Genomic DNA, 20518 nt, shown 5'->3' on the forward strand with positions numbered 1-20518 from the left:
CGGCTTCCCTGCGACTGGAGATGTTCCGATGAGTGATTGCGGCTGCCACCACGAGGCCAAGAATGCGCAGGAGCGGCGCGTCCTCTGGATCGCCCTAGCGTTGAACGCGGCGATGGCCGTGATCGGCGGCATCGCCGGCTGGATTGCCCATTCCACTGGCCTGCTGGCCGACGCTCTGGACATGCTGTCCGATGCCACCGCCTATGCCATTGGCCTGGTCGCTATCGGGCGCACGGCGCGCTTCAAGGCCAATGCCGCTTGGGTCAGCGGCAGCGTGCTGCTTGTGCTGGGTGTGGGCGTGTTGGTTGAGGTGGGCCGCCGGGTGATGTACGGCGCCGAGCCGGTCAGCGGCTGGATGATTGGCACCGCCCTGCTGTCGCTGGCGGTCAATATGGCGGTGCTGCGCATGCTGGCACCGCTAAAGTCCGGCGAAGTGCATCTGCGAGCGACGTGGCTGTTCACGCGGGCCGATGTGGTCGCCAATGTTGGGGTGATCCTGGCCGGTCTGTTGGTGTGGTGGCTGGCCAGCCCGTACCCGGATTTCGTGATCGGCGCCCTGATCGGCCTGTATGTGATCAAGGAAGCCTTCGAGATTTTAGGTGATGCCCGCCGGGCAGGTGCCGACGCGCGCAAGACGGCTGCATGACCAGGCTTGGCCGACTGAGCTCGGACTCTGGCGGCTGCGCTTGAACCCGGCACTGTCACGTGGCGCAGCTGGCCCCCGACCTAATCCGTCGCAGCTCAATCTGCGTGACCGTGCGGAAGCTCAGGCAAAACGTTAACTTTCTGTTCTTCGGATGCCGGATTCCGTCAATTTCCCGCGCCAGCTTTTGCCTGGCCACCTGACTCGCAGAGGCCACTCGAGCCCGCGAGATTGATGAATAAGCGTCAGCTTGCTGATGAGCGGTACCCAAGGTATCTTTCCGGCCTCAAATGTATCAGTCCTAGCCACACGTGCCTTCCATTGTCATCCATGCCAAGCGCTACGCTCTGGCACTGCTGCTCGCAGTGATGATCATCGTGCCTGTCGTTGATGCTTCGGTCTGCTTCTCTGAGGAGCAGTCACACCAGGAAGTGGCAGGGCCAGGCGATGGCCACCCCGATAAGGCGCATGCCGCTTGTGGTCACGGTCACTGCCACCACAGCAGCACTTTTGTGGCGTCCAACGGTTTCACCAGTGCCGAAGCCGCAAGAAATGAAGGCGGGCACACGTTCTACGAACAGCCCATGACGTCCCACATCCCGGACACGCTGATTAGACCTCCCAGGCTTTGATCGCATAAAAGGCGCAACGCGCCTGTCAGTCCTTCTGCGATCACCTTTGTGTAGGTCTTTCCATGAACACATCTTGTTGCTGGGCGCTCCGTGCGCTCGGCCGACGCGTGGCTGCACGTGCAGTCGCCGGCCAGTACTGCGCCGCCTTGAAGAAGGCGACCTGAATGCCCTTCTCAACATCTACCAATCTCCGAACTGCACGCGATCGAGCGGCACTACTGATGGCAACCTCCGTGCTTGCCATCGGCGCATCTCTTGGTGTGCGCGATTTTGGGCCTGTCGACGAACCGAGATTTGCCTTGGTTGCCACCCAAATGGTGGCAACCGGAAGCTCGCTGTTCCCGCGTCGGGGAGCGGAGCTGCACCCAGACAAGCGTCTCTTCATGTGGATCTCGGCTGCACTGCTGTCACTGACCCAAAACCTGCGGACCGCGGTCCTGGCCCCTTCGCTGGTGTCAGGCGTTGCATATGTGTGGATGGCTTTCCATCTAGGAACGCGCAATGGCGGCCGTGTGCGCTAGGGGCGCGCGCGGTGGTCAATAAAAAGGAATCACCAATGCATTACGTGAAAACAGAATTCAACCGAGGCAGTTCGCGCGGGGGCCTAGGCTCAGATCCACTGGGCCGTCTTGGCAAGCCCATCTGCGGCCCGCAGCTGGGCGTCAACACGTTGATTATCATCGTGGCGATGTACTTCACGTTCTTTCTCAACAGCGCGTTCTTCGCAGAAGTAATTGCGAAGAGTGGTGCGGACGGAGCAGCTCGTGCGCTACTTGTTATCTCTACGGGAGCGATCCTCACTGCCTTGAATGTGCTCATTCTCGGATTGCTATGCGTTCGATGGACGGTGAAGCCGGTTCTTGCATTGCTTCTCGTCGTGTCCGCTACTGCTGCCTACTATTCAGACAATTACAGCGTCTACTTCGACGCCAGCATGGTACGAAATGTGCTGAAGACCGACGGCGCTGAAGCCGGAGAGTTGCTGACCTGGGGCTTCTTTCTTGCGGTACTAATTAAAGGCGTCGTGCCAGCTATCGCGGTATGCATGGTAAGGCTCCAACGTTCTTCCAATGTGACGCGGGCGATACTTGCAAGAGTGCTTCTACTTGGCATGGCGGTTGTTGTAATCGTTGGCGCGGCAATTGCGTCATTCGACGACCTCTCATCACTCATACGCAATCACAAGCAAGTCAGATACCTTGCAAACCCTGGAAACTACATCGCTTCCATTGCGAAGGTTGTGCGAGAAGACACCCGTGCGGAGCGCGGTCCGATCCAAGTGGTTGGCCCCGATGCCATGATGACGCCTCATCCGCCAGGCGCGAAGCCCCACTTCTTGGTCATCGTTGTAGGTGAGACGGTTCGTGCGCAGAACTGGGGTTTGAATGGATACGGCAGACAGACAACGCCACAGTTGGCAGCGTTGGACGTCGTCAACTTCTCGGACGTGACTGCCTGCGGGTCAAATACTGAAGTTTCCGTGCCTTGTATGTTCTCGGTGTATGGAAGGCGAGACTACGATCGAGACAAGATCAGGGGCTCAGAGTCGCTGCTCCATGTGCTTGAGCGAGCTGGCATCAAGACGTTATGGCGGGACAACCAGACAGGTTGCAAGGGGGTTTGCGCGGACCTGGCGTTTGAGTCCTTCCGCGTGCCTACCAAGGATGGGTTGTGCGATGACCAAGCGTGTCGCGATGAGATCATGTTGCGGGGATTGCATGACGCTATCGATGACAATCCGGGTGATGTTGTGGTCGTTCTGCATCAGCTGGGGAACCACGGGCCGAGCTACTACAAGCGATATCCCGAGGATCTGAGGAAGTTCACGCCTGACTGCCGCAATGCAGATCTGGGCAAGTGCACGCGCCAGCAGATCGTCAATGCGTATGACAACGCAGTCCTTGCGACAGATGACTTCCTTGGAAAGACCATCCGGATGCTTGAGCAGGATCAGAGCCATGACACTGGATTGATCTACGTTTCCGACCACGGTGAGTCACTGGGAGAGGCGAACGTCTATCTCCACGGTCTCCCCTATGCCATTGCTCCCGACACTCAGATCAAAGTGCCCATGGTCATGTGGATGTCCGAGGGCATGAAGAGCAGCAACAACCTGGACCTTCAATGTGTCCGGGACCGATCAAACCGCCCGGCCAGCCACGACAACCTCTTCCATTCTGTACTCGGCCTCATGAACGTCCGGACGAAGTCGTTGGACGAAAGCCTGAATCTTTTCTCCGGTTGTTCCATCAACGCCGGGTCCACTTCATAACGGGCGACAACGAGCACGCTGCTGGAAGCGCCCAGCAGCGGCTCTTGGGGTCCTAAATTAAGGAAGCAACACAGTGGCAGATATGTACGGTCATCGTCCGCGGAGCATTGCCCGCGTTTTCAAGGCGCTCCGCTGGTCCCTCCAAGGACTACGATCAGCTTGGCTGCATGAATCCTCGTTTCGACTCGAGGTTGTCGCGGCCGTGGTGGCACTACCGGCAGCGATTCTGCTGGGCCACTCAGCGGTTGAGCGAGCACTTCTAATGGGGAGCGTGCTGGCTGTTCTGGCCTTGGAGCTGCTGAACTCCGCCATCGAAGCGGTTATCGAACGGTATGGCCCAGAGATCCATGAGCTGGCGGGTCGCGCTAAAGATATGGGTTCGGCCGCTGTGTTCGTGGCTCTTTGCAATGTCGCCCTCACATGGGCCGTTATCCTTGTGGGTTGATTCCCTGGGTCCCGACCTGAACGGGGCTAGGGTGCGTTCAAGCACAGCCACCGTAGTGTTTTTATGTAATTGTATCCGTCCAAAAGAGGTTGCTAACCTTTCCCAATGCGTCGCTCTCTGCCTGCTATTCGTATATACCTGATGCTGCTGCTTTTGGCGGCGTTCGTGGTCGTGCCTGTGGCCGAGGCATTGGCGTGCGCGCAAGAAGCGACGGTCAGCGTGGGCGATGTGCACGCCTTGCAAAGTGATTCAGACTCCGAGTCGAGCAAGAGCAAGGATTCGTCCAGTGCCGATGCCTGTGGCCATGGGCATTGCCACCATTCAACGGCAAGCCTCCCAGCTGCCGGTCACGACGATCTGTTCGCCGATGGCCGGATCTCGCTGCACAGTACCGAGCACGTGGACGTCTACGCGCTACGACTCGACGGTCCCATGCGCCCCCCCCGTATCTGATCTGGCTCTGCCTCGCACTTGCGGGTCGTTCGCTCAGATAATTTACGGGAGTTTTTATGTCGATTTTGCCAGGCCGGTCGCTTTCAGCGACCGGGTTGACTGTCGCTATTCTGTTGGCGTTGGTGCCAATCGGACATGTAGCTGCTCAAACTGCACCATCTTACGAATCGTTGCTTTCTCGCTTGAACCAGATGCCTGCGACGGTCCAAGGCGTCGCGCTGGCTGAGGCAGCCGAGGCGCGGGTACAACAGGCTCGGGCACTGCCCAATCCGACGGTCTCCATCGAAGCGGAGAACGCCTACGGCACTGGTCCCTACAAAGGTTTCTCAAACGCTGACAGCATTGTCACCCTCTCCCAGCCGCTGGAGATTTGGGGTCAACGAGGGGCCCGAGTGCGCGCCGCGCGTGCGGAGGCTGGGGCTGCAGGCTTGCGGGGTGATCTGATGCGCAGTGACGCAGCGGGTCGCCTGGCGGCGACATACGCCGAAGCAGAGGCTGCGCTGCGCCGATATGAGTTGGCCAGCGAGGCATTGGCCTTGATTGAACAGGACGCCAAGGCGGTAGCTGCGATGGTCAGCGAGGGACGTGAGCCCAACCTGCGCGGTGTGCAGGCACGGAGCGAGGTCGCCAATGCAAAGGCAAGCCTGGATGAGGCCGAGGCCTACCGGGATGCGGCGCTTGCTCGCCTGGCCGGCGTGTCCTTGGTGGACAGCCCCCTGACCGACATCGGTGAAAGCCTGCTTGACCGCGTGCCCTCTCACCCAGTCGCTATTGAGGTCGCCCCGCTTGCCGTTCGCATTGCCCAAGCTGAAGCGGAAGCCTCCGGCCGCCTTATCGATGTCGAGCGCAAGCGTGCGTTGCCACAACTGAGTGCATCCGTGGCTCAGACGCGCTTCCGCCAAGCGGGCGACCAAGCTTACAACGTGGGCATCAGCCTTTCGATCCCCCTATTCGATCGTAACCGCGGTGCGATCCAGGCGGCCTATGCGGAACAACGTGCTGCCGAAGCGGTTCTGGAGGCTCAGAGGCGTGACAGTGAGGCGGCCCGTTTGGGAGCGGTAGCGAGTCTCAAGGCATCCAACAGCCGCGTACGAGCAGCGGATGAAAGCGTACAGGCCGCAGATGAAGCCTATCGGCTGGCCCGCATCGGATTCGAGGCAGGTCGTATATCGCAATTGGAGCTGCGCAGCACGCGATCAACCCTGATCGCTGCGCGTGGCAGTGCTGTGGATGCCCGTCTTAGCCGGGTGGCAGCAGAAATCGACCTCGCCCGCCTTGAAGGGCGCGCACCGTTTGTGGAGGCAAAATGAACAAGTACGGAAACAAGACGCTCATCGGAGCGACGCTGCTGGCTACCTTGATGATGACCGGCGCGCTGACCTCATGCAGTGGCGGGGCGCAGGAGGATGCCAAATCCACCGGTACGGAGGCAGAAAAGCCGGCTGGAAAGGATGATGGTCACGACGATCACGCAGCTGACGCAAAGCCGGGCTCCGCCGAGGCGCACAGTGAAGGTGATGGTGATGGCGAACATGGCGAAGAGGAGTCCGAGGAAGGTGTAGTCAAGCTGACGCCTGACCAGATCAAGGCATCTGGCATCGGCGTGGTGGCTGTCGGCCGCGGCGGTGGCGCATCGACCCGCCTTGCAGGTCGCGTCGAGCCGGCCATCGGGGGGCGTGCTGCCATCGCCTCAACGGTCACCGGCCGCGTTGAGCGCGTGCTTGTTGCGCCGGGTACAGCCGTCAAGAGCAACCAGCCCCTGGTGATCATTGTCAGTGGAGAAGCTGCGACCTTCAAAGCCGCCGCCACTGCCGCTGCGGCGGAGGCCGAAGCCATCCGCCTGGCCTACGGCCGCGACAAGTCTCTTGTCGAGCAGGGCGTAGTGGCTCGCCAGGAGCTGGAGGCCTCGCGCGCGCGCTCTTTGGCCGCTGATGCCGCCGCTAGTGCTGCACGTGCACAGGTAGCGGCCAGTGGATCTCCGGACAGTTCCGGCCGGGTGACAATCTCCAGTCCTGTCGCTGGCGTGGTTGGCAACGTCCAAGTGACGCCCGGTGGTGTCGTCTCAGCTGGAACGCTTGTTGCGGAGGTTTCCAATCCGGACATGAATGAACTCGTATTCACTGCACCGCCAGCACTGGCCACTCTCGCGGTGCCCGGAATGAAGCTGGAAGTGACTGGCCCGGGCGGAAGCTTCGAAGCTGAGGTGATTGCCGCCGCTGCGAATGTGATGCAGCAGGGAGGCACCGCGACCATTCGCGCCAAACCAATTTCGGAGAAGTTGCCACCGGCCGGCTCCCCCGTTTCGGCCGTCATCATCGCCGATGGCGCAGCTGAAGGCATGAGCGTCCCGGCGGATGCGGTCCAAAGCGTTGATGGCAGAAGTGTTGTGTTCGTTGCTGTCGAGGGAGGCTTTAAGGCAACGCCGGTACTCGCTGGCCGTCGTGCAGGTAATCGAATCGAAATCCTTAACGGTCTGACAGGTAGTGAGCGCCTCGTAGGCGCCAATGCCTTCCTGCTCAAGGCCGAACTGGCCAAGGGCGAAGCCGAGCACGGCCACTAAGGGAACTCATACACCATGTTCAAGATCATCATTGAAGCAGCGGTCAAGTTCCGTTGGCTCGTGGTGTTTCTGGCTGCTTCGATTGCCTGCTTTGGCTTGTTCCAACTGAGCAAGCTGCCAGTCGATGCTGTACCAGATATCACCAACCGCCAGGTTCAGATCAATACCATCGCACCTGCCCTTACTCCGGAGCAGATTGAACGCCAGGTCACCTATCCTCTGGAGACGGCCTTGGCCGGCATCCCAGGTCTGAACACCACTCGCTCCCTATCACGCAATGGCTTCTCTCAGGTCACCGCGATCTTCACTGATCAGACCGACATCTATTTCGCCCGCCAGCAGGTGGCAGAGCGGATGCGGGAGGCTGCCGGAGATCTGCCCGAGGGCGTGTCCCCCATGCTCTCCCCGGTTACAACCGGGCTGGGCGAGGTTCTCATGTGGACGGTGGACTTCAAGCCATTCGACCCCAAGAAGCTGGCCAAGCCCGGCCAGGCTGGCTGGCAAGAGGGTGAGGTCTACCTGACACCAGAGGGCGATCGTCTTGGAACCGCCCAGGAGCGCGCAACGTACCTGCGTACTGTCCAGGACTGGATCATCGCACCACAGATGCGCTCCAGCCCCGGCCTGGCCGGTGTTGATACGGTGGGTGGGTACGTCAAGGAATACGGCATCTACCCCGACAGCGCTCGACTGGCGGCATACAACTTGGGTCTGGCCGATCTGGTCCAAGCACTGGAACGCTCCAACGTCCAGGCTGGCGCCGGATTCGTCCAGCGTGCGGGCGAAGGCCTGGTCGTTCGGGCCGACGGCCTTGCCCTTACGACCGACGACTTGGCTCAGTCGCCCGTTGCCACCAAGGACGGTGTGGTCATCCGGGTGGCCGATGTTGCCGAGGTCGGTATGGGGCGCGCCCCACGGCTTGGTGCAGCTAGCCGAAATGGTCATGAGGCGGTACTGGGCACGGCGCTCATGATCGCCGGCGGCAACAGCCGCACCGTCGCTCAAGCTGCAGCTGAGCGCCTGGCACAGGTCAATGAATCTCTGCCCGCCGATATCTTCGCAGAGCCAGTGCTGGACCGTAGTGTGCTGGTTAACTCCACTGTCAAGACTGTCGCCAAGAACCTGACCGAAGGTGCCCTGCTGGTCGTAGTTGTGCTGTTCCTGCTCCTGGGCAACCTGCGTGCGGCAGCCATCACCGCATTGGTCATTCCGCTGTCGTTCCTGTTCGCTGTTATCGGCATGAACAAGTTCGGTATCAGCGGCAACCTGATGAGCTTGGGTGCGCTGGACTTCGGAATCCTTGTAGATGGCGCGGTAATTGTGATCGAGTCCACCCTGCTGATGCTTGGCAAGCGGCGTGCCGAACTTGGCCGACCCCTCAATGCCATGGAGCGACTGCGTGTAGCCGCCGACTCGGCGAGGAAGATGGCGCGTCCTGCAGCCTTCGGTCAGGTGATCATCCTGTTGGTGTTCGCACCGATCCTTACCTTGGAAGGTGTGGAAGGCAAGACGTTCCACCCGATGGCCGCCACCTTCATGCTCGCCCTCGTTGGCGCATTCATCTTCTCCTTTACCTTCGTACCGGCGATGGCTGCCCTGCTGGTCAGGGAGCCCAAGCTCCACGCGAAGAAGGAAGGACACGAGGGCGACCAGGACGAAGAACATGAGACAGCCATCATCCGCGTCCTGCGCGGCCGCATCGAACCGGTGATCCAAGCGGCGATTCGTAGGCCCAAGGCAGTGTTCGCTGGCGCCCTCGTGATGCTCGCAATGGGCGTGGTCGGCTTTACGATGCTGGGTCGAGAGTTCATGCCAACGCTTGATGAGGGAAATCTCGCTATGCAAGCGTTGCGTGTGCCATCTACGTCGCTTGAGCAATCGTTGGCTATGCAATTGGCGCTGGAGAAGGCCATTGCTGCTGAACCAGAGGTTGTGACGGTCTTCTCGCGGACCGGTACTGCAGAAGCAGCTATCGACCCCATGCCGACCAACATCTCCGACAGTGTGATCGTACTTAAACCGAGAAAGGAGTGGCCAGACTCTTCCCTGAGCAAGGAGGATCTGATTGCAAGGTTTGAGAAGATCGCCGCCTCGCAGATAGGCAACAGCTTTGAATTCAGCCAGCCCATCGAGCTGCGCTTCAATGAGCTGATCTCAGGCGTGCGTACGGACCTGGCCGTCATGATCTACGGCGACAACTTCGAGCAACTGCAAGCTGTTGCCGATCAGGTCGCGCTGAAGCTGAGGAATGTCCAGGGCTCAGCGGATGTCCGTGTTGAACAGATTTCCGGCCTGCCCACGCTCAATGTGGCAATCGATCATCTTGCAGCTGCGCAGTATGGCCTCACGGCAGCGGACGTGAGCGACGCGCTTTCAACCGGTATTGGCGGCGCTGCGGCAGGCAAGATCTTCGAGGGCGACCGCCGGTTCGATGTTGTTGTGCGCCTCGGCGACGATGCACGCAATGACCCCGATCAGCTCGCGTCACTGCCGATTGCAACTCCAACTGGGGGCATCGTGCCGCTCTCCTCTGTCGCACGCATTGAGATCAGCGAGGGGCCGAACCAGATCAGTCGAAACAATGGAAGCCGTCGTGTGGTGGTGCAGGCAAATGTTCGCGGTCGTGACTTGGGCGGGTTTGTTGGAGAGGCCCAGGCGGCGGTGAAGGACGTACAGCTTCCGCCGGGCGCCCACATGACGTGGGGAGGTCAGTTCGAGAACTTGCAGCGGGCTGAAAAGCGACTCATGACAGTTGTTCCGATTGTCTTCCTATTGATCGGCAGCCTGCTGTTCATGGCATTGGGCAGCGCAAAGGAGGCGGGCCTGGTGTTCACCTGCGTCCCACTGGCCCTGGTTGGCGGAATTCTCGCGTTGCTGGTGCGTGGTATGCCGTTCTCGGTATCTGCCGCCGTCGGATTCATCGCGGTATCGGGTGTTGCGACCCTGAATGGATTGGTGCTCATGCAAGCCATCAGAGAGAGGCTTGATGCAGGTGACAGTCCATTGATCGCTGCAATGAACGGTGCCGGCAGCCGAATTCGCGCGGTGGTGACCACCGCGCTGGTGGCGATCGTTGGCTTCATTCCAATGGCTATTGCGAGTGGATCTGGTGCTGAGGTGCAGAAGCCTCTCGCCACGGTGGTCATTGGCGGCCTGTTGACCGCAACAGTACTGACACTTCTTGTGCTGCCGACATTTGCGGGGCGCTTGGCCAAGGCAGGCCCGAAAGGGCAACCGGAAACTGTCCACTGAATGATGGAGTGTTTGGGCCCGGCAGAGCATCTGCCTGCCGGACTTCCCGTTCCATTTTTATGACGTTGGAGGGAACAAATGAACCTGACCACAGAACTCGAACTGCCAGTAATACTCCCAGGTGTCTCTCGGGACGACAGCTGCGTCCAGAGGCTGGTCGCTGGTCTTCAGGACATGGAGGGAGTATCGCGCGTGCACATTCGCGAGGGTAGCGACGAAGCTCTCGGAACGCTCTGCATTCATTACGACCCCGAGATCGTCTCGCTTCAGCGAGTGCGAGAGGTGGCGGCATCCGTGGGCATTGAGTTGGGTGATCGGTATGGCCACCTTTTCTTGGAGCTTGGTTCGGCCGTTCACGCACGAAAGGCAAGGACAATTGCGGCGCAAGTGCAGGCCGTACCAGGCGTCATTGAAGCCACCACCAGCCCAGCTGGTGGCATAAGCATCGAGTACGAGAGAGCCAAGACAGGCGAGGCGGAGCTGAGAGCGAAGCTTGAGGCGCTGGGTGTAGCGCAAGAGCCACCGAGTCCGAGGGGAGATTTGAAGGATCAGCACGAAGGACACGATCACAAGGACCGACAGGACCCCGGTCATTCCCACGGGGGCACGCTAGGTGGCAATAGTGAGCTGATCTTCTCACTTGCTTGCGGCCTGCTCCTGATCGTGGGATTTGCGATTGAAAAGCTTGGGTTGACCCAAACGCCCTGGATCCCCACAGCGTTTTACGTAGCAGCCTACGTCTTTGGCGGCTGGTTCACGCTTGGCGAGGCGATCGGGAACATCAAGCTGAAGCGCTTTGAGATCGATACGCTGATGCTGGTTGCAGCGGCAGGCGCAGCCGCGCTCGGCGCATGGGCCGAAGGCGCCTTGCTTCTGTTCCTCTTCAGTCTCGGTCACGCCCTTGAACACTACGCGATGGGCCGGGCTAAACGTGCGATAGAAGCTCTCGCCAAGCTTGCCCCAGAAACTGCCAGGGTGCTGAGGAATGGGCAGGTCGTGGAAGTCCAGGTTGAATCGTTGATACCTGGAGATGTGGTGGTCGTACGTCCCAATGACCGGATGCCGGCGGACGGATTCGTTATCAAAGGGGCTAGCAGCGTTGACCAAGCCCCTGTCACCGGGGAAAGCATCCCGGTTGATAAGCTGGCAGTCAATGACGCTGCTCTAGCACGGGATCGACCTGATTCGGTGGTAATGGAGTCACGTGTTTTCGCCGGCACTATCAATGGCTCCGGCGCCCTGGAGGTTGAAGTCACGCGTCGATCAGGCGAATCGGCACTGGCCCGCGTCGTCAAGATGGTAAGTGAGGCTGAGACTAGGAAGTCGCCCACGCAGCGCTTCACGGACAAGTTCGAGAGAGTATTCGTTCCCGCGGTGTTGATTCTGGCTGTGCTCCTCCTTTTCTCCTGGGTTGTGGTTGATGAGCCATTCCGTGACAGCTTCTATCGTGCTATGGCAGTTTTGGTGGCAGCGAGCCCCTGTGCACTGGCCATAGCCACGCCAAGTGCTGTTCTGGCGGGCATCGCAAGAGCGGCACGTGGTGGTGTGCTCATCAAAGGTGGGGCGCCACTCGAAGAGCTAGGAATGATCCGCGCCATCGCGTTCGACAAGACTGGAACGCTCACTGAAGGCAAGCCGCGAATTACCGACATCAAAGTGATGCAGGGAACGACAGAGCAGGAACTGCTTCACGTTGCCGTCGCCGTCGAGGCTTTAAGTGACCACCCTTTGGCCGCAGCTATCGTTCGAGATGGTAATACTCGCCTGGGCGATGGACCGGTCATGGTAGCGACAGACCTCGCTAACTTCGCTGGAAGAGGCGTTCAGGCGAAGGTGAACGGCATTGACGTGTGGATAGGAAAGGCAGAAATGTTCGGTAACGACGGCATTGGCGCTCTATCCGCGGGTGCGGAGTCTGCCATTGAGGAGCTCCGTAACGCCGGCAGAACCACGATGGCCGTTCGCCTAGGTGATCGCGACCTAGGTGTCATCGGCCTTATGGATACGCCCCGGCCAGAGGCGCGTGAAGCCCTGGACAAGCTAAGGCGCTTGGGCATCCAACGAATGATCATGATCTCTGGCGACCACCAGACTGTAGCTCAAGCCGTGGCAACGGACGTGGGTCTAAACGAGGCATGGGGAAATCTCATGCCTGACGACAAGGTGAAGGCAATACGTCAGTTGAAGGAGACGGAGCGAGTGGCAATGGTCGGCGACGGTGTGAATGACGCACCCGCAATGGCTAGTGCCAGCGTCGGAATTGCAATGGGTGCCGCCTCTTCGGACGTAGCGCTGGAGACTGCCGACGTCGCGCTTATGTCTGAGGATTTGAGACAGGTTGCATTCTCTGTAGCGCTTAGTCGACGCACGAAACGGGTGATCCGTCAGAACGTGTATGTGAGCCTGGGCGTCGTAGCGTTGTTGGTTCCTGCGACCATCCTAGGTCTTGGCATTGGACCGGCTGTGGCAGTGCATGAAGGTTCAACCTTGTTGGTTGTATTCAATGCGCTGAGGCTCCTTGGCTTCCGTCAGTCGTGACATGCGAATTCTAGTGATTGAGCGCGATCGAGAAGTCGCTTTGAAGATTCTGGCCTACTTCGAGGCCCGAGGGCATCAGCTTGATACCATCGGGGACGGCATCGCCGGCCTTCACTTTGCGGCGTCCAATGGTTACGACGCAGTCATTCTTGATTGGATGCTTCCTCGCATGGAAGGCCCGGAGGTTCTGAGAAGGCTGCGGTTGAATCACGGTGTTTCAGTTCCTGTTGTGATGTTGGCTGCAAAGGTTGCGCTCTCGGACAAAATCATCGCTTTCCGCTCCGGTGCAGATGACTATGTGACCAAGCCTTTTGAGCTCCCGGAGCTCGAAGTTCGCCTAGAGGCGTTGGTTTCCCGTACGGAGGGACGCGTAACAAGGAGGCGGCTGCTGATCGGAGAGCTCACGTTGGACCTGAGAACGTTGGAGGCCACACGGGCTGGAAAACGACTGCATCTGTACCCAGCTTGCAGGAAGCTCCTTGAAGCGCTGATGCGGGCAAGTCCTGCCGCTGTGACCAGGCGGCAGCTTGAGCACACTCTCTGGGGTGACGACCTGCCCGACGGGGATCTTCTGCGATCACAGATGTCCAGCCTGCGGCGAAGCATTGATGGTCCGTTTGAGGAAAAGATGATCCAGACGCTGCCGCGGGTTGGGTATCGACTGATACCGCCATCAAGGCCTATGCCCCCCCCCCGGGGAAGGGAGGCCCTATGACGGTGAGGCGTAGACATGGCTGCAGAGCCGTCAGTGCAGACCTTGAGCGCCTGACTATTTGGCCACGTATTCTGATCAGAGTATGACCATGTGGAAGCCAGCCGCACTCCCAATTGGCGCGTTCTTGGCCGCAGCGATTTGGGGCGCAGCGGCCATGGTGCCCTTCGCGCCGGCATCAGAAGAGATGATGTTTTGGATACCGGTGTCGATTGCGCTAACGAGTGCGGCTGCTGCATTGGTAGTTGCGATGATGCAAGACATCATTCTGGTCGCGGTAAAGAGATGGCCACTGTTCGTGAAATTCTATCCAACCCTCTGCTTGGAGCCACTCCCCTTTGCATTCCTTCCAATCGTGCTGTCACTCGCCGGAATTGCGGAGTTCGGTCCAGCGATGCTGAGTGCAGCTCTATTGCTGATCGGCTTCTCGTTTGCGGAGACTCTCTTCGCCGCCGCCCTCCACAGAGCCCGGGCGACGCCGACCGCGGTTGTGATCTCGATGCAGTGCGCTGCTCTGGTGTTTGCAGTTTACATGTACAAGAAAGGCATCCAAGCGAACGTCAGTGACATCAGTTGGCCGTGGTTCGCATCGTCTGTCACTGCCATGAGTCTATTCTCCTTCCTAGTCGGAAGGTATTGGGCCAACCTGCTTCGTGATGCTGAGGTGGGGTTCTCTCCCTTACTGAAGTGGGTTCTGGTCACCTTCATAGCTGAAGGATCTACTAGTGAATGGAGCCGGTGGAGATTGAAGCAACCTATTAAGCAACGCAGACCACCGGGGCTTCGGTCCAAGCCTCGCAGGAAATAGGATCCGATCAACCAATCCAAATCATGGAGGCTAATTCTTGACAACTGCGAGCGGGACAAATATGACGCAAGGGCGGATGGGACCACCCGTCGTCAGTCTCGCTCTGTGAGAGGTGGCGCATCGAGATCACGTTTGTGGAGGTCTTCTACCGGCCGGAAGCAATACCCCGAGGTAGGTCCGTGGTGGCGACTTCTGGTTTCAATGCGCCCGAAGCCCACCGGAGCCTCAAAGATGCGCGCTCAGGGTTGCAGCGGTCGCTGGCGACAGTCGTCATCGGCCGGAGCCTGTCCCCCGCCTACCAACCTTGCTGGCAAGGCCGGTGTTTTTTGATTGCAAGATTCAGACCTATCCCGCCTGACAATCACATTCCCTGGAGTCACCGCCAACATGAATGAAGCCGAGCTGGAACAAGTGCGTACGGCGATGTTTACCGACCCCGGCGTGAAAGCGGTGGATGACCTGCGCCTAGTCCCCGCCAAAGAGCGCGGTCGTGCGATCGCGGCCACCATCACCGTCGCTGCGCCCTCGGTCGACCTGGACCTGGTGCATGCGGTGATCGCCCGCGTGCTGGCCGATCAATTTGACATCGATCAGGTCATGCTGTGCTTCAACGACCCGGGTCCGGTGCCACCACAGCCCACCGCGGCGCCCTTGAAGAAAATGTGATCGCCCGTGGCTCTATGCGTCTGCGTTGGCGGGCGCATAGAGCTGATAACCCGGCAACGCGCACGCGCCGGCATACACAAAGGCCACGCTTTGCCGCGCCCGGGTGAAGGCCACGTAGTACTTTGGTGGGGCGGTGATACGCGCTGCATCTGCCGTGCGCAGGTACTGTGTCAGCGGGCCGTTCGGAAAGATGAGGACCCGGCTGTAGGTGCGGCCCTTGCACTGCCCAAAGTTCACGGCCGGTAGTCCGTCGCACGCTTGCCGCCGGTCATGCCGGAGCACGGTGGGCGCAAACTCCTGCATGTACGCTTCAACATCCGCTGGAGCGACGAGGTAGATGCCATCGTGCCCGGTGACCTCGCCATTGCCTGATTGGGTTCGCGGCATCTGCGGATAGAGCGTGTCCGCCATATCGCACAGGGCCTGGACGCAGCGAAGGCTGATGAGGCGGTGATCCAGCTGGCATAAGCCGTCCGCCTCCCAAATCTGAAACAGCGCTGCCAGATTGGGTCCACGATACTGGCTGTGCCTTTGAGCATAGTTGGTGGCATACGTCGCCTGCCGCGTATCACCCACCAACGTGATGGCAATGCCGCTCTTCAACAGCCGCTCGACCAGATCCAGATCAAAGCCGGCGAGGTCCTGAACTTCGTCGATGTAGAGCTCGTCGTACATGGCCGCCAGGCGTGCCATGACCTGACCTTGGGTGAGCTCATCGCAGCGCACAGCGAAATCGGCCGCCCGGTCCGAATACATCCGGTTGCCTGCCAAGTAGTGGCGCGCCACCTGGGTGCGTGGGGCCCTGTTATTGGTGACACCTTCTACGAACAGGATGGTCTCGATGCGAGGCTCAGGGCAAAGCGCTGCCTGGTACGGGCGGATGCACTGGCACAGCAGGAAGCCATACCAGCTGTGCAAAGTGACATGCACGGGGACCGCACCGGCGTGGACCTCAAACGAGCGCCGGATCTCTTCTAGATTCTCCAGCGTGTAGGTGACAATCGCGATGCGACGCCCAGGCCGCTCCAGGGCCTGCCGGACCAGCAAGGTGGTCTTGCCCGAGCCGGCCGCCGAAAGCAGGACCCGGTTAGGTGATGGCGCGCTGGACATAGTCCGGGAACCTGATCGAGTGCGGGCTGTTGAAGATCGCCAGGGCCGTATCGGTCTTATGGCCCTTCATGTACTTGAGCAGCGCCACCTCATCGGCAAACGTCTTGCCCAGCACGGTATTGAGTTCGGCCAGCGAGTTGGCTTTGATCAGCTGCTCTTCCAGCGATGGGGCGCTTTCGTCGGAATCGTAATAGATCGCGTTGATGTGTTCGGCATAGCGCTCCTGCACAACGGCGATATCGCCATCATTGTCGGTGATCACCTTGGCCTGGATTTTCAGCCGATCTGCAATCTGCAAGAAGCGCTTGAATGCCAGCGACTTGACCGAAATGATGTCTACGCCGCGAGCCATCGGCGCCACGCCATGGTGGTCGCTGTAGGCGCGCTGCACGATCAGCTCGTCGGAAGGGCCTTCCACCAGGATCGCCTGCTTGGCCAGGATCAATCGCAGCGTGTCGTGGCCCGGCAGCTTCATGAAATAGTCATGGGTATCGCTCGGCAGCTGGTCCAGCTTCATCTGGCCCTGCGCGCTGAACAGGATCACGTTGTCCACGCCCAGCTTATTCAACACGAAGCTGCTGTGGGTGGCGATGATCACCTGCTGGGCGGTGGAGAGGGCCGCAATCTTGTCGATCAGCTGGGTCATGCTGGAATAGGACAGATGGTTCTCCGGCTCCTCGATCAGCAGCACGTGGGCAGCGCCGGCCGCGTGCATCGCCAGCTTCATCTTCACCGCGCTTTGCTCACCCTTGCCGGCCTGGGTGAACGGGAGCTCATCCAGGTAAGGTGACAAGCTGGTTTCCCATGTTGAGCGCGGCGATGTGTCCACACCCACCGTCAGCGCCCGGTGGCTGATGTCCCCGGTGTGCTCGGTCAGGTACGCATTGATGGCCGCCACGTCCGCCTCTTCGGAAAAACTCTGCCGCATGCGGCGGAAGCTCAACGACAGCGAGACGCGCTGCGCAGGCGTCAGTGCCTGATCGATGATGCCGGCGATATAGCGATCGGCACCGGACAAGGTCTTGATGCCGTGAGTGTCGATGATGGTCGAATCGAACGGAATGCTGCGAGCGGTGACGCCATTGTTGGCGAAGGAATACCAGCGCACCGTGTAGTACTCCACCGGCAGGCTGACCGCACCCTGGTGCTGCTGCAGGTAGGCGTTGAACTCCTCGCGGTAGTCGTCGTTGAGCTCGACCAGCAGCCGGATGCCGGCGGTATCCAAGCGCAGGGAGTTGTTGGTGCCGCGCAACGACGCCAGCGCGACATCTGCGCCCAGATAGGCTTCGATGGAGATCCGTGGCGGCGAAGCCGGCGTGCCTGCAGCAAGGGTCGCCAGATATTCCTGCACCGCGGGCTGGTGGAACAGGTAGGGCGTGAGCTCGTAGGCGAGATTGCGCCCATGCAGTTGCCCGGTGACCACCACGTGGATGGCCTCCAGCAGGGTGGACTTACCGACCTCGTTGTCGCCCACCACCAGGTTCATGTGGGCGTTGAGGGGCAGGTCCAGATGGCGAAACGACTTGAAATTGTCGATGACGATACGTTCGATCGGCATGCACAGTCCTTTGATGGCCAACGAGTTCGGTGGCGGCGCCTGCTTGCACCCCGGCTGGCCTCCTTTCCGCTCTGGGCCATACTACCCAGGGATCGCCAGCCTTGGGCGGTTTCGTACTGTTTTGACGACTTGAAATGGCCGAAACGCTGGTTACGCGGGATAATTCCACATTATCCCGCCTTTAGATACGACCCGTACTCGGCGAGTAGTGTAACTTGATTGGTATGTAATTACGTGGTATGTAATACATTACGAAATAGTCGGAGAGTGCGATGGCACGCGGCGGCTTGTACAAGAGCGACATCCAGAAGGCCCGCGATGCGCTGCGGGCACAGGGCAAACACCCGTCGGTGGACGCGGTGCGGGTGGCGCTGGGCAACACCGGCTCCAAGACAACCATTCACCGCTACCTGAAGGAGCTGGAAGAAGATGAAGGGCAAGGCCTTGGCGCCAAGGTCGCGGTCAGCGACGCGCTACAGGACCTGGTCGGTCGGCTTGCCGGTCGCCTACACGAGGAGGCCGAGGCTGTAATCGCCGAGGCCCGGCAGCGCTTCGAAGCGCACTTGCAGGAGCGTAGCGAGGCGCTGGAACGCACCCAGCAGGAGGCGTCCACGCTGAGCGCGCAGCTTCAGCGCATTGAAACTGCCTTACGCGAAGAAAAGACGACCCACGCCGCAGCCCAGCAGGCCTTGGCCGAACGGGTCACCGAGGTCGCGCAGCTCGGCGAACGGATCGCGGGACTGACCGCGCGGCTGGCGGAGCACGAGGCGCATGCCCAGTCGCTGGAGCAGAAGCACCAGCATGCTCGCGAGGCGTTGGAGCACTACCGCACCTCGGTCAAGGACCAACGCGAACAGGAACAGCGCCGCCACGAGCACCAGGTGCAGGAACTGCAGGTCGCGCTGCGCCAGGCCAACGAGGCGCTGACCGCCAAGAACCACGAACTGGTTCAGCTCAACCGCGACAACGGGCAGTGGCTGGAACGCCACAGCCGCCTAGAGAGGGAACTGGCGCAGGTGCGGCAAGCTGCGGACGACCAGCGGAAGGAGCTGGACGCGCTGCGGCTTACGGCTGCGGAGTACCAGGCCTTGCTGGCACGCTGGACCCAGGACGCCCAAGCGTTGGAGAGCGCACGGGTCAAGCTGGCCAATGCTCACGCCGACTTGGCCAAGGAGCGAGAACGGCGTGAACAAGCCGAGGCCGAAGCGTTGCGTGCCGGTGTGCGCCAGGACACCTTGGAGCAGTTGCTGGCGCAGTTGCGGCCCGATCGCGCCGACAGTTCAGGTACCAACAAAAATCCGGCAACCAAATGATTTCACGGAAGAAAAAAAAATTCTGGGGGGCATTTTTGCACGTATCTCGGCTTAACCCCACATCCGCCATCCTTATGGGGTTTCCATGGGGGGTGCGCGTGACTTTGTCCGTCGACTCAACACCGACCTTCGCTCGACGCCTCCAACAAGCCCGCCTGCACACGGGTTTGTCGCAGAAGGAGTTGGGCATCCGGGCCGGTCTGGATCCTTACGTGGCCAGCCCCCGAGTCAACCAGTACGAACGTGGCAAGCACGAGCCCAAGCTGGAGACTGCTAAGCGGTTGGCCCAAGCGTTGGGGATCCCCGCCGCCTTCCTTTACACCGACGATGATCTGCTGGCCAAGTTGCTCCTGCGCTGGGGCTCGCTAAGCAAGCAGCAGAAGCGGGAGTTGGTGAAGCTGATCGAGGCCACACCCGAGAAGTAAACCGAACAAGCGCTAGCCCTATGGGCAACCCTTCGCCTCAACCCGCCCATTGGGCGCTCCTGGAGGGAGCTGCAGTGGCCGTGACTAGTGCGACTGACAAGTGGCGGCATCTCAGGCCTACTTGAGATTTTGTTCACGACCGATACACACGCGCCTTGTCTAAAGTGATTTACAATGTCGCCCGTGTCAGCCTCCTCACTTCTACTGCGACTGCTCCTGATCGTCATGCTCGTGCTTAACGGCGCGTGGTCGGCATTTGCGTCGATCAGTATGAACCCGGCCATGGAAGCGCAGGCCAGCGAAGTGGCTGCCGCGGTGCAAGGCGACGAAGACTGCGTCGCCCATCACAGTGCTGAGAATCATCCCGATGCCACCTCGATTGAAAGGGCTGGCACTGGGCATGGCGACCATGCCGGTCCAGACAGTTGCAAGTCTTCTGCGTGCAGGTGCGCCTGCGTACACGCGTGCGCGAGCGCACTACCGGCGAGACTGCATGATACGCTGAAACTGGCCTTGGGCCTGGATGTCATGCCGCTGCCCCTAGGGCATGCGGCACCTGCCTTGCCTCATCTGATCCGACCACCGATCGGCTAAGCGTCCCTAAGCGCCGCAATGGCGCCGTTGGTGTGGCTTGCATGCCTATTTATAGGCCAGCCGCCCGCTCTGTACCACCGCCCGCCGGTGGCAACACGACGCTTGGAGCATTTTCATGTCGCATGATGATTTTCGTGGTCCACACGGTGGACCGCCGCTGCTACCTTCGCGGCGGCGATTTGTCCAGGGCTTGGCCTTGGGAGGCGCAGTCGCAGGATTAGGTTTCTGGCCCAAAGCCAGTTGGGCGCTCAAGGGCCCGGGACAACCCAACGTACTATCGGGCACCGAGTTTGACCTAACCATCGGCGAGACGCCGATGAACTTCACCGGCAAGACCCGCACCGCGATCACCGTCAATGGGTCCGTTCCGGCGCCGTTGCTGCGTTGGCGGGAAGGCACCACGGTCAACCTGCGTGTCTCCAATGCATTGCCCGCTAACTCCCTCCATGGCGCGGACACCTCCATCCATTGGCACGGCATCATTTTGCCGGCCTACATTGAAGGCGTGCCTGGCATGAGCTTTGTCTGTATCGGACG

The 20518-nt window shown here is 60.1% G+C and carries 17 protein-coding genes; 15 read left to right on the top strand and 2 right to left on the bottom strand.

All coding sequences use genetic code 11. The annotated features are described in order from the left end of the window. The first annotated feature begins 28 nt into the window (after positions 1 to 28). The 11 genes from ACPEH8_RS04470 to ACPEH8_RS04520 all read left to right on the top strand — a co-directional run bounded on the left by ACPEH8_RS04470 (position 29) and on the right by ACPEH8_RS04520 (position 14981). Entirely contained in the window at positions 29 to 646 is a 618-nt protein-coding gene (locus ACPEH8_RS04470) for a cation transporter (RefSeq protein ID WP_014159605.1), read from the top strand. Positions 647 to 1831: 1185 nt separating this feature from the next. Beyond that, positions 1832 to 3547, top strand: a complete 1716-nt coding sequence (locus tag ACPEH8_RS04475; RefSeq protein ID WP_017354999.1) for a phosphoethanolamine transferase — start codon at positions 1832 to 1834, stop codon at positions 3545 to 3547. A gap of 73 nt (positions 3548 to 3620) precedes the next feature. Beyond that, positions 3621 to 3992: a diacylglycerol kinase gene (locus ACPEH8_RS04480; protein ID WP_017354998.1), complete on the top strand. Its 372-nt coding sequence runs from the start codon at positions 3621 to 3623 to the stop codon at positions 3990 to 3992. A gap of 141 nt (positions 3993 to 4133) precedes the next feature. Then, positions 4134 to 4445 carry a hypothetical protein gene (locus ACPEH8_RS04485; protein WP_017354997.1) on the top strand — a complete coding sequence of 104 codons (312 nt, stop codon included), beginning with the start codon at positions 4134 to 4136 and terminating at the stop codon, positions 4443 to 4445. Positions 4446 to 4501: 56 nt separating this feature from the next. Then, the gene (locus ACPEH8_RS04490; protein ID WP_017354996.1) at positions 4502 to 5755 is read left to right on the top strand and encodes a TolC family protein; all 1254 of its coding nucleotides are present in this window, start codon (positions 4502 to 4504) and stop codon (positions 5753 to 5755) included. Between the two features lie 50 nt (positions 5756 to 5805). After that, on the top strand, positions 5806 to 7005 hold the full coding sequence (locus ACPEH8_RS04495; RefSeq protein ID WP_399622552.1) for an efflux RND transporter periplasmic adaptor subunit: 1200 nt from the start codon (positions 5806 to 5808) through the stop codon (positions 7003 to 7005). 15 nt (positions 7006 to 7020) lie between these two features. Then, a complete protein-coding gene (locus ACPEH8_RS04500) occupies positions 7021 to 10257 on the top strand; it encodes an efflux RND transporter permease subunit (RefSeq protein WP_017354995.1) in 3237 nt (1078 codons plus the stop codon). A gap of 78 nt (positions 10258 to 10335) precedes the next feature. Further along, on the top strand, positions 10336 to 12795 hold the full coding sequence (locus tag ACPEH8_RS04505) for a heavy metal translocating P-type ATPase (RefSeq protein WP_017354994.1): 2460 nt from the start codon (positions 10336 to 10338) through the stop codon (positions 12793 to 12795). 1 nt (position 12796) lies between these two features. After that, the gene (locus ACPEH8_RS04510; protein WP_017354993.1) at positions 12797 to 13510 is read left to right on the top strand and encodes a response regulator transcription factor; all 714 of its coding nucleotides are present in this window, start codon (positions 12797 to 12799) and stop codon (positions 13508 to 13510) included. Between the two features lie 82 nt (positions 13511 to 13592). Next, positions 13593 to 14315 (top strand): hypothetical protein, encoded by a 723-nt coding sequence (locus ACPEH8_RS04515; RefSeq protein WP_017354992.1) that lies wholly within the window; start codon positions 13593 to 13595, stop codon positions 14313 to 14315. 387 nt (positions 14316 to 14702) lie between these two features. Next, entirely contained in the window at positions 14703 to 14981 is a 279-nt protein-coding gene (locus ACPEH8_RS04520; RefSeq protein ID WP_027080079.1) for a hypothetical protein, read from the top strand. Between the two features lie 12 nt (positions 14982 to 14993). Here the strand turns inward: ACPEH8_RS04520 and ACPEH8_RS04525 are convergent, their stop codons facing one another. Both ACPEH8_RS04525 and ACPEH8_RS04530 read right to left on the bottom strand, forming a co-directional pair. Beyond that, positions 14994 to 16091 (bottom strand): UvrD-helicase domain-containing protein, encoded by a 1098-nt coding sequence (locus ACPEH8_RS04525; protein WP_017354990.1) that lies wholly within the window; start codon positions 16089 to 16091, stop codon positions 14994 to 14996. Then, positions 16069 to 17649, bottom strand: coding sequence for an ATP-dependent nuclease (locus tag ACPEH8_RS04530; RefSeq protein ID WP_017354989.1), 1581 nt, complete (start codon positions 17647 to 17649; stop codon positions 16069 to 16071). Before ACPEH8_RS04530 ends, ACPEH8_RS04525 begins: the two co-directional genes overlap by 23 nt. Positions 17650 to 17921: 272 nt before the next feature. Between ACPEH8_RS04530 and ACPEH8_RS04535 the strand changes: the two genes are divergently transcribed. The 4 genes from ACPEH8_RS04535 to ACPEH8_RS04550 form a co-directional block, all read left to right on the top strand. Beyond that, entirely contained in the window at positions 17922 to 18962 is a 1041-nt protein-coding gene (locus ACPEH8_RS04535) for a DNA-binding protein (protein WP_017354988.1), read from the top strand. 74 nt (positions 18963 to 19036) lie between these two features. Continuing rightward, positions 19037 to 19387 carry a helix-turn-helix domain-containing protein gene (locus tag ACPEH8_RS04540; protein WP_017354987.1) on the top strand — a complete coding sequence of 117 codons (351 nt, stop codon included), beginning with the start codon at positions 19037 to 19039 and terminating at the stop codon, positions 19385 to 19387. A gap of 174 nt (positions 19388 to 19561) precedes the next feature. After that, a complete protein-coding gene (locus ACPEH8_RS04545) occupies positions 19562 to 19981 on the top strand; it encodes a CopL family metal-binding regulatory protein (protein ID WP_423666137.1) in 420 nt (139 codons plus the stop codon). A 115-nt stretch (positions 19982 to 20096) separates the two neighbouring features. Then, the coding region (locus ACPEH8_RS04550; protein ID WP_423666139.1) for a multicopper oxidase domain-containing protein at positions 20097 to 20518 on the top strand (422 nt) is incomplete at its 3' end.

It is taken from the genome of Stenotrophomonas sp. NPDC077461 (assembly GCF_049545475.1).
Classification (GTDB): domain Bacteria; phylum Pseudomonadota; class Gammaproteobacteria; order Xanthomonadales; family Xanthomonadaceae; genus Stenotrophomonas; species Stenotrophomonas nematodicola.

What these genes read in the sequence shown, in the direction of transcription:
- ACPEH8_RS04470 (WP_014159605.1), top strand. Translation starts at nt 29, where the DNA reads ATGAGTGATTGCGGCTGCCACCACGAGGCCAAGAATGCGCAGGAGCGG.
- ACPEH8_RS04475 (WP_017354999.1), top strand. Translation starts at nt 1,832, where the DNA reads ATGCATTACGTGAAAACAGAATTCAACCGAGGCAGTTCGCGCGGGGGC.
- ACPEH8_RS04485 (WP_017354997.1), top strand. Translation starts at nt 4,134, where the DNA reads ATGCTGCTGCTTTTGGCGGCGTTCGTGGTCGTGCCTGTGGCCGAGGCA.
- ACPEH8_RS04490 (WP_017354996.1), top strand. Translation starts at nt 4,502, where the DNA reads ATGTCGATTTTGCCAGGCCGGTCGCTTTCAGCGACCGGGTTGACTGTC.
- ACPEH8_RS04495 (WP_399622552.1), top strand. Translation starts at nt 5,806, where the DNA reads ATGATGACCGGCGCGCTGACCTCATGCAGTGGCGGGGCGCAGGAGGAT.
- ACPEH8_RS04500 (WP_017354995.1), top strand. Translation starts at nt 7,021, where the DNA reads ATGTTCAAGATCATCATTGAAGCAGCGGTCAAGTTCCGTTGGCTCGTG.
- ACPEH8_RS04505 (WP_017354994.1), top strand. Translation starts at nt 10,336, where the DNA reads ATGAACCTGACCACAGAACTCGAACTGCCAGTAATACTCCCAGGTGTC.
- ACPEH8_RS04510 (WP_017354993.1), top strand. Translation starts at nt 12,797, where the DNA reads ATGCGAATTCTAGTGATTGAGCGCGATCGAGAAGTCGCTTTGAAGATT.
- ACPEH8_RS04515 (WP_017354992.1), top strand. Translation starts at nt 13,593, where the DNA reads ATGACCATGTGGAAGCCAGCCGCACTCCCAATTGGCGCGTTCTTGGCC.
- ACPEH8_RS04520 (WP_027080079.1), top strand. Translation starts at nt 14,703, where the DNA reads ATGAATGAAGCCGAGCTGGAACAAGTGCGTACGGCGATGTTTACCGAC.
- ACPEH8_RS04525 (WP_017354990.1), bottom strand. Translation starts at nt 16,091, where the DNA reads ATGTCCAGCGCGCCATCACCTAACCGGGTCCTGCTTTCGGCGGCCGGC.
- ACPEH8_RS04530 (WP_017354989.1), bottom strand. Translation starts at nt 17,649, where the DNA reads ATGCCGATCGAACGTATCGTCATCGACAATTTCAAGTCGTTTCGCCAT.
- ACPEH8_RS04535 (WP_017354988.1), top strand. Translation starts at nt 17,922, where the DNA reads ATGGCACGCGGCGGCTTGTACAAGAGCGACATCCAGAAGGCCCGCGAT.
- ACPEH8_RS04540 (WP_017354987.1), top strand. Translation starts at nt 19,037, where the DNA reads ATGGGGTTTCCATGGGGGGTGCGCGTGACTTTGTCCGTCGACTCAACA.
- ACPEH8_RS04545 (WP_423666137.1), top strand. Translation starts at nt 19,562, where the DNA reads ATGTCGCCCGTGTCAGCCTCCTCACTTCTACTGCGACTGCTCCTGATC.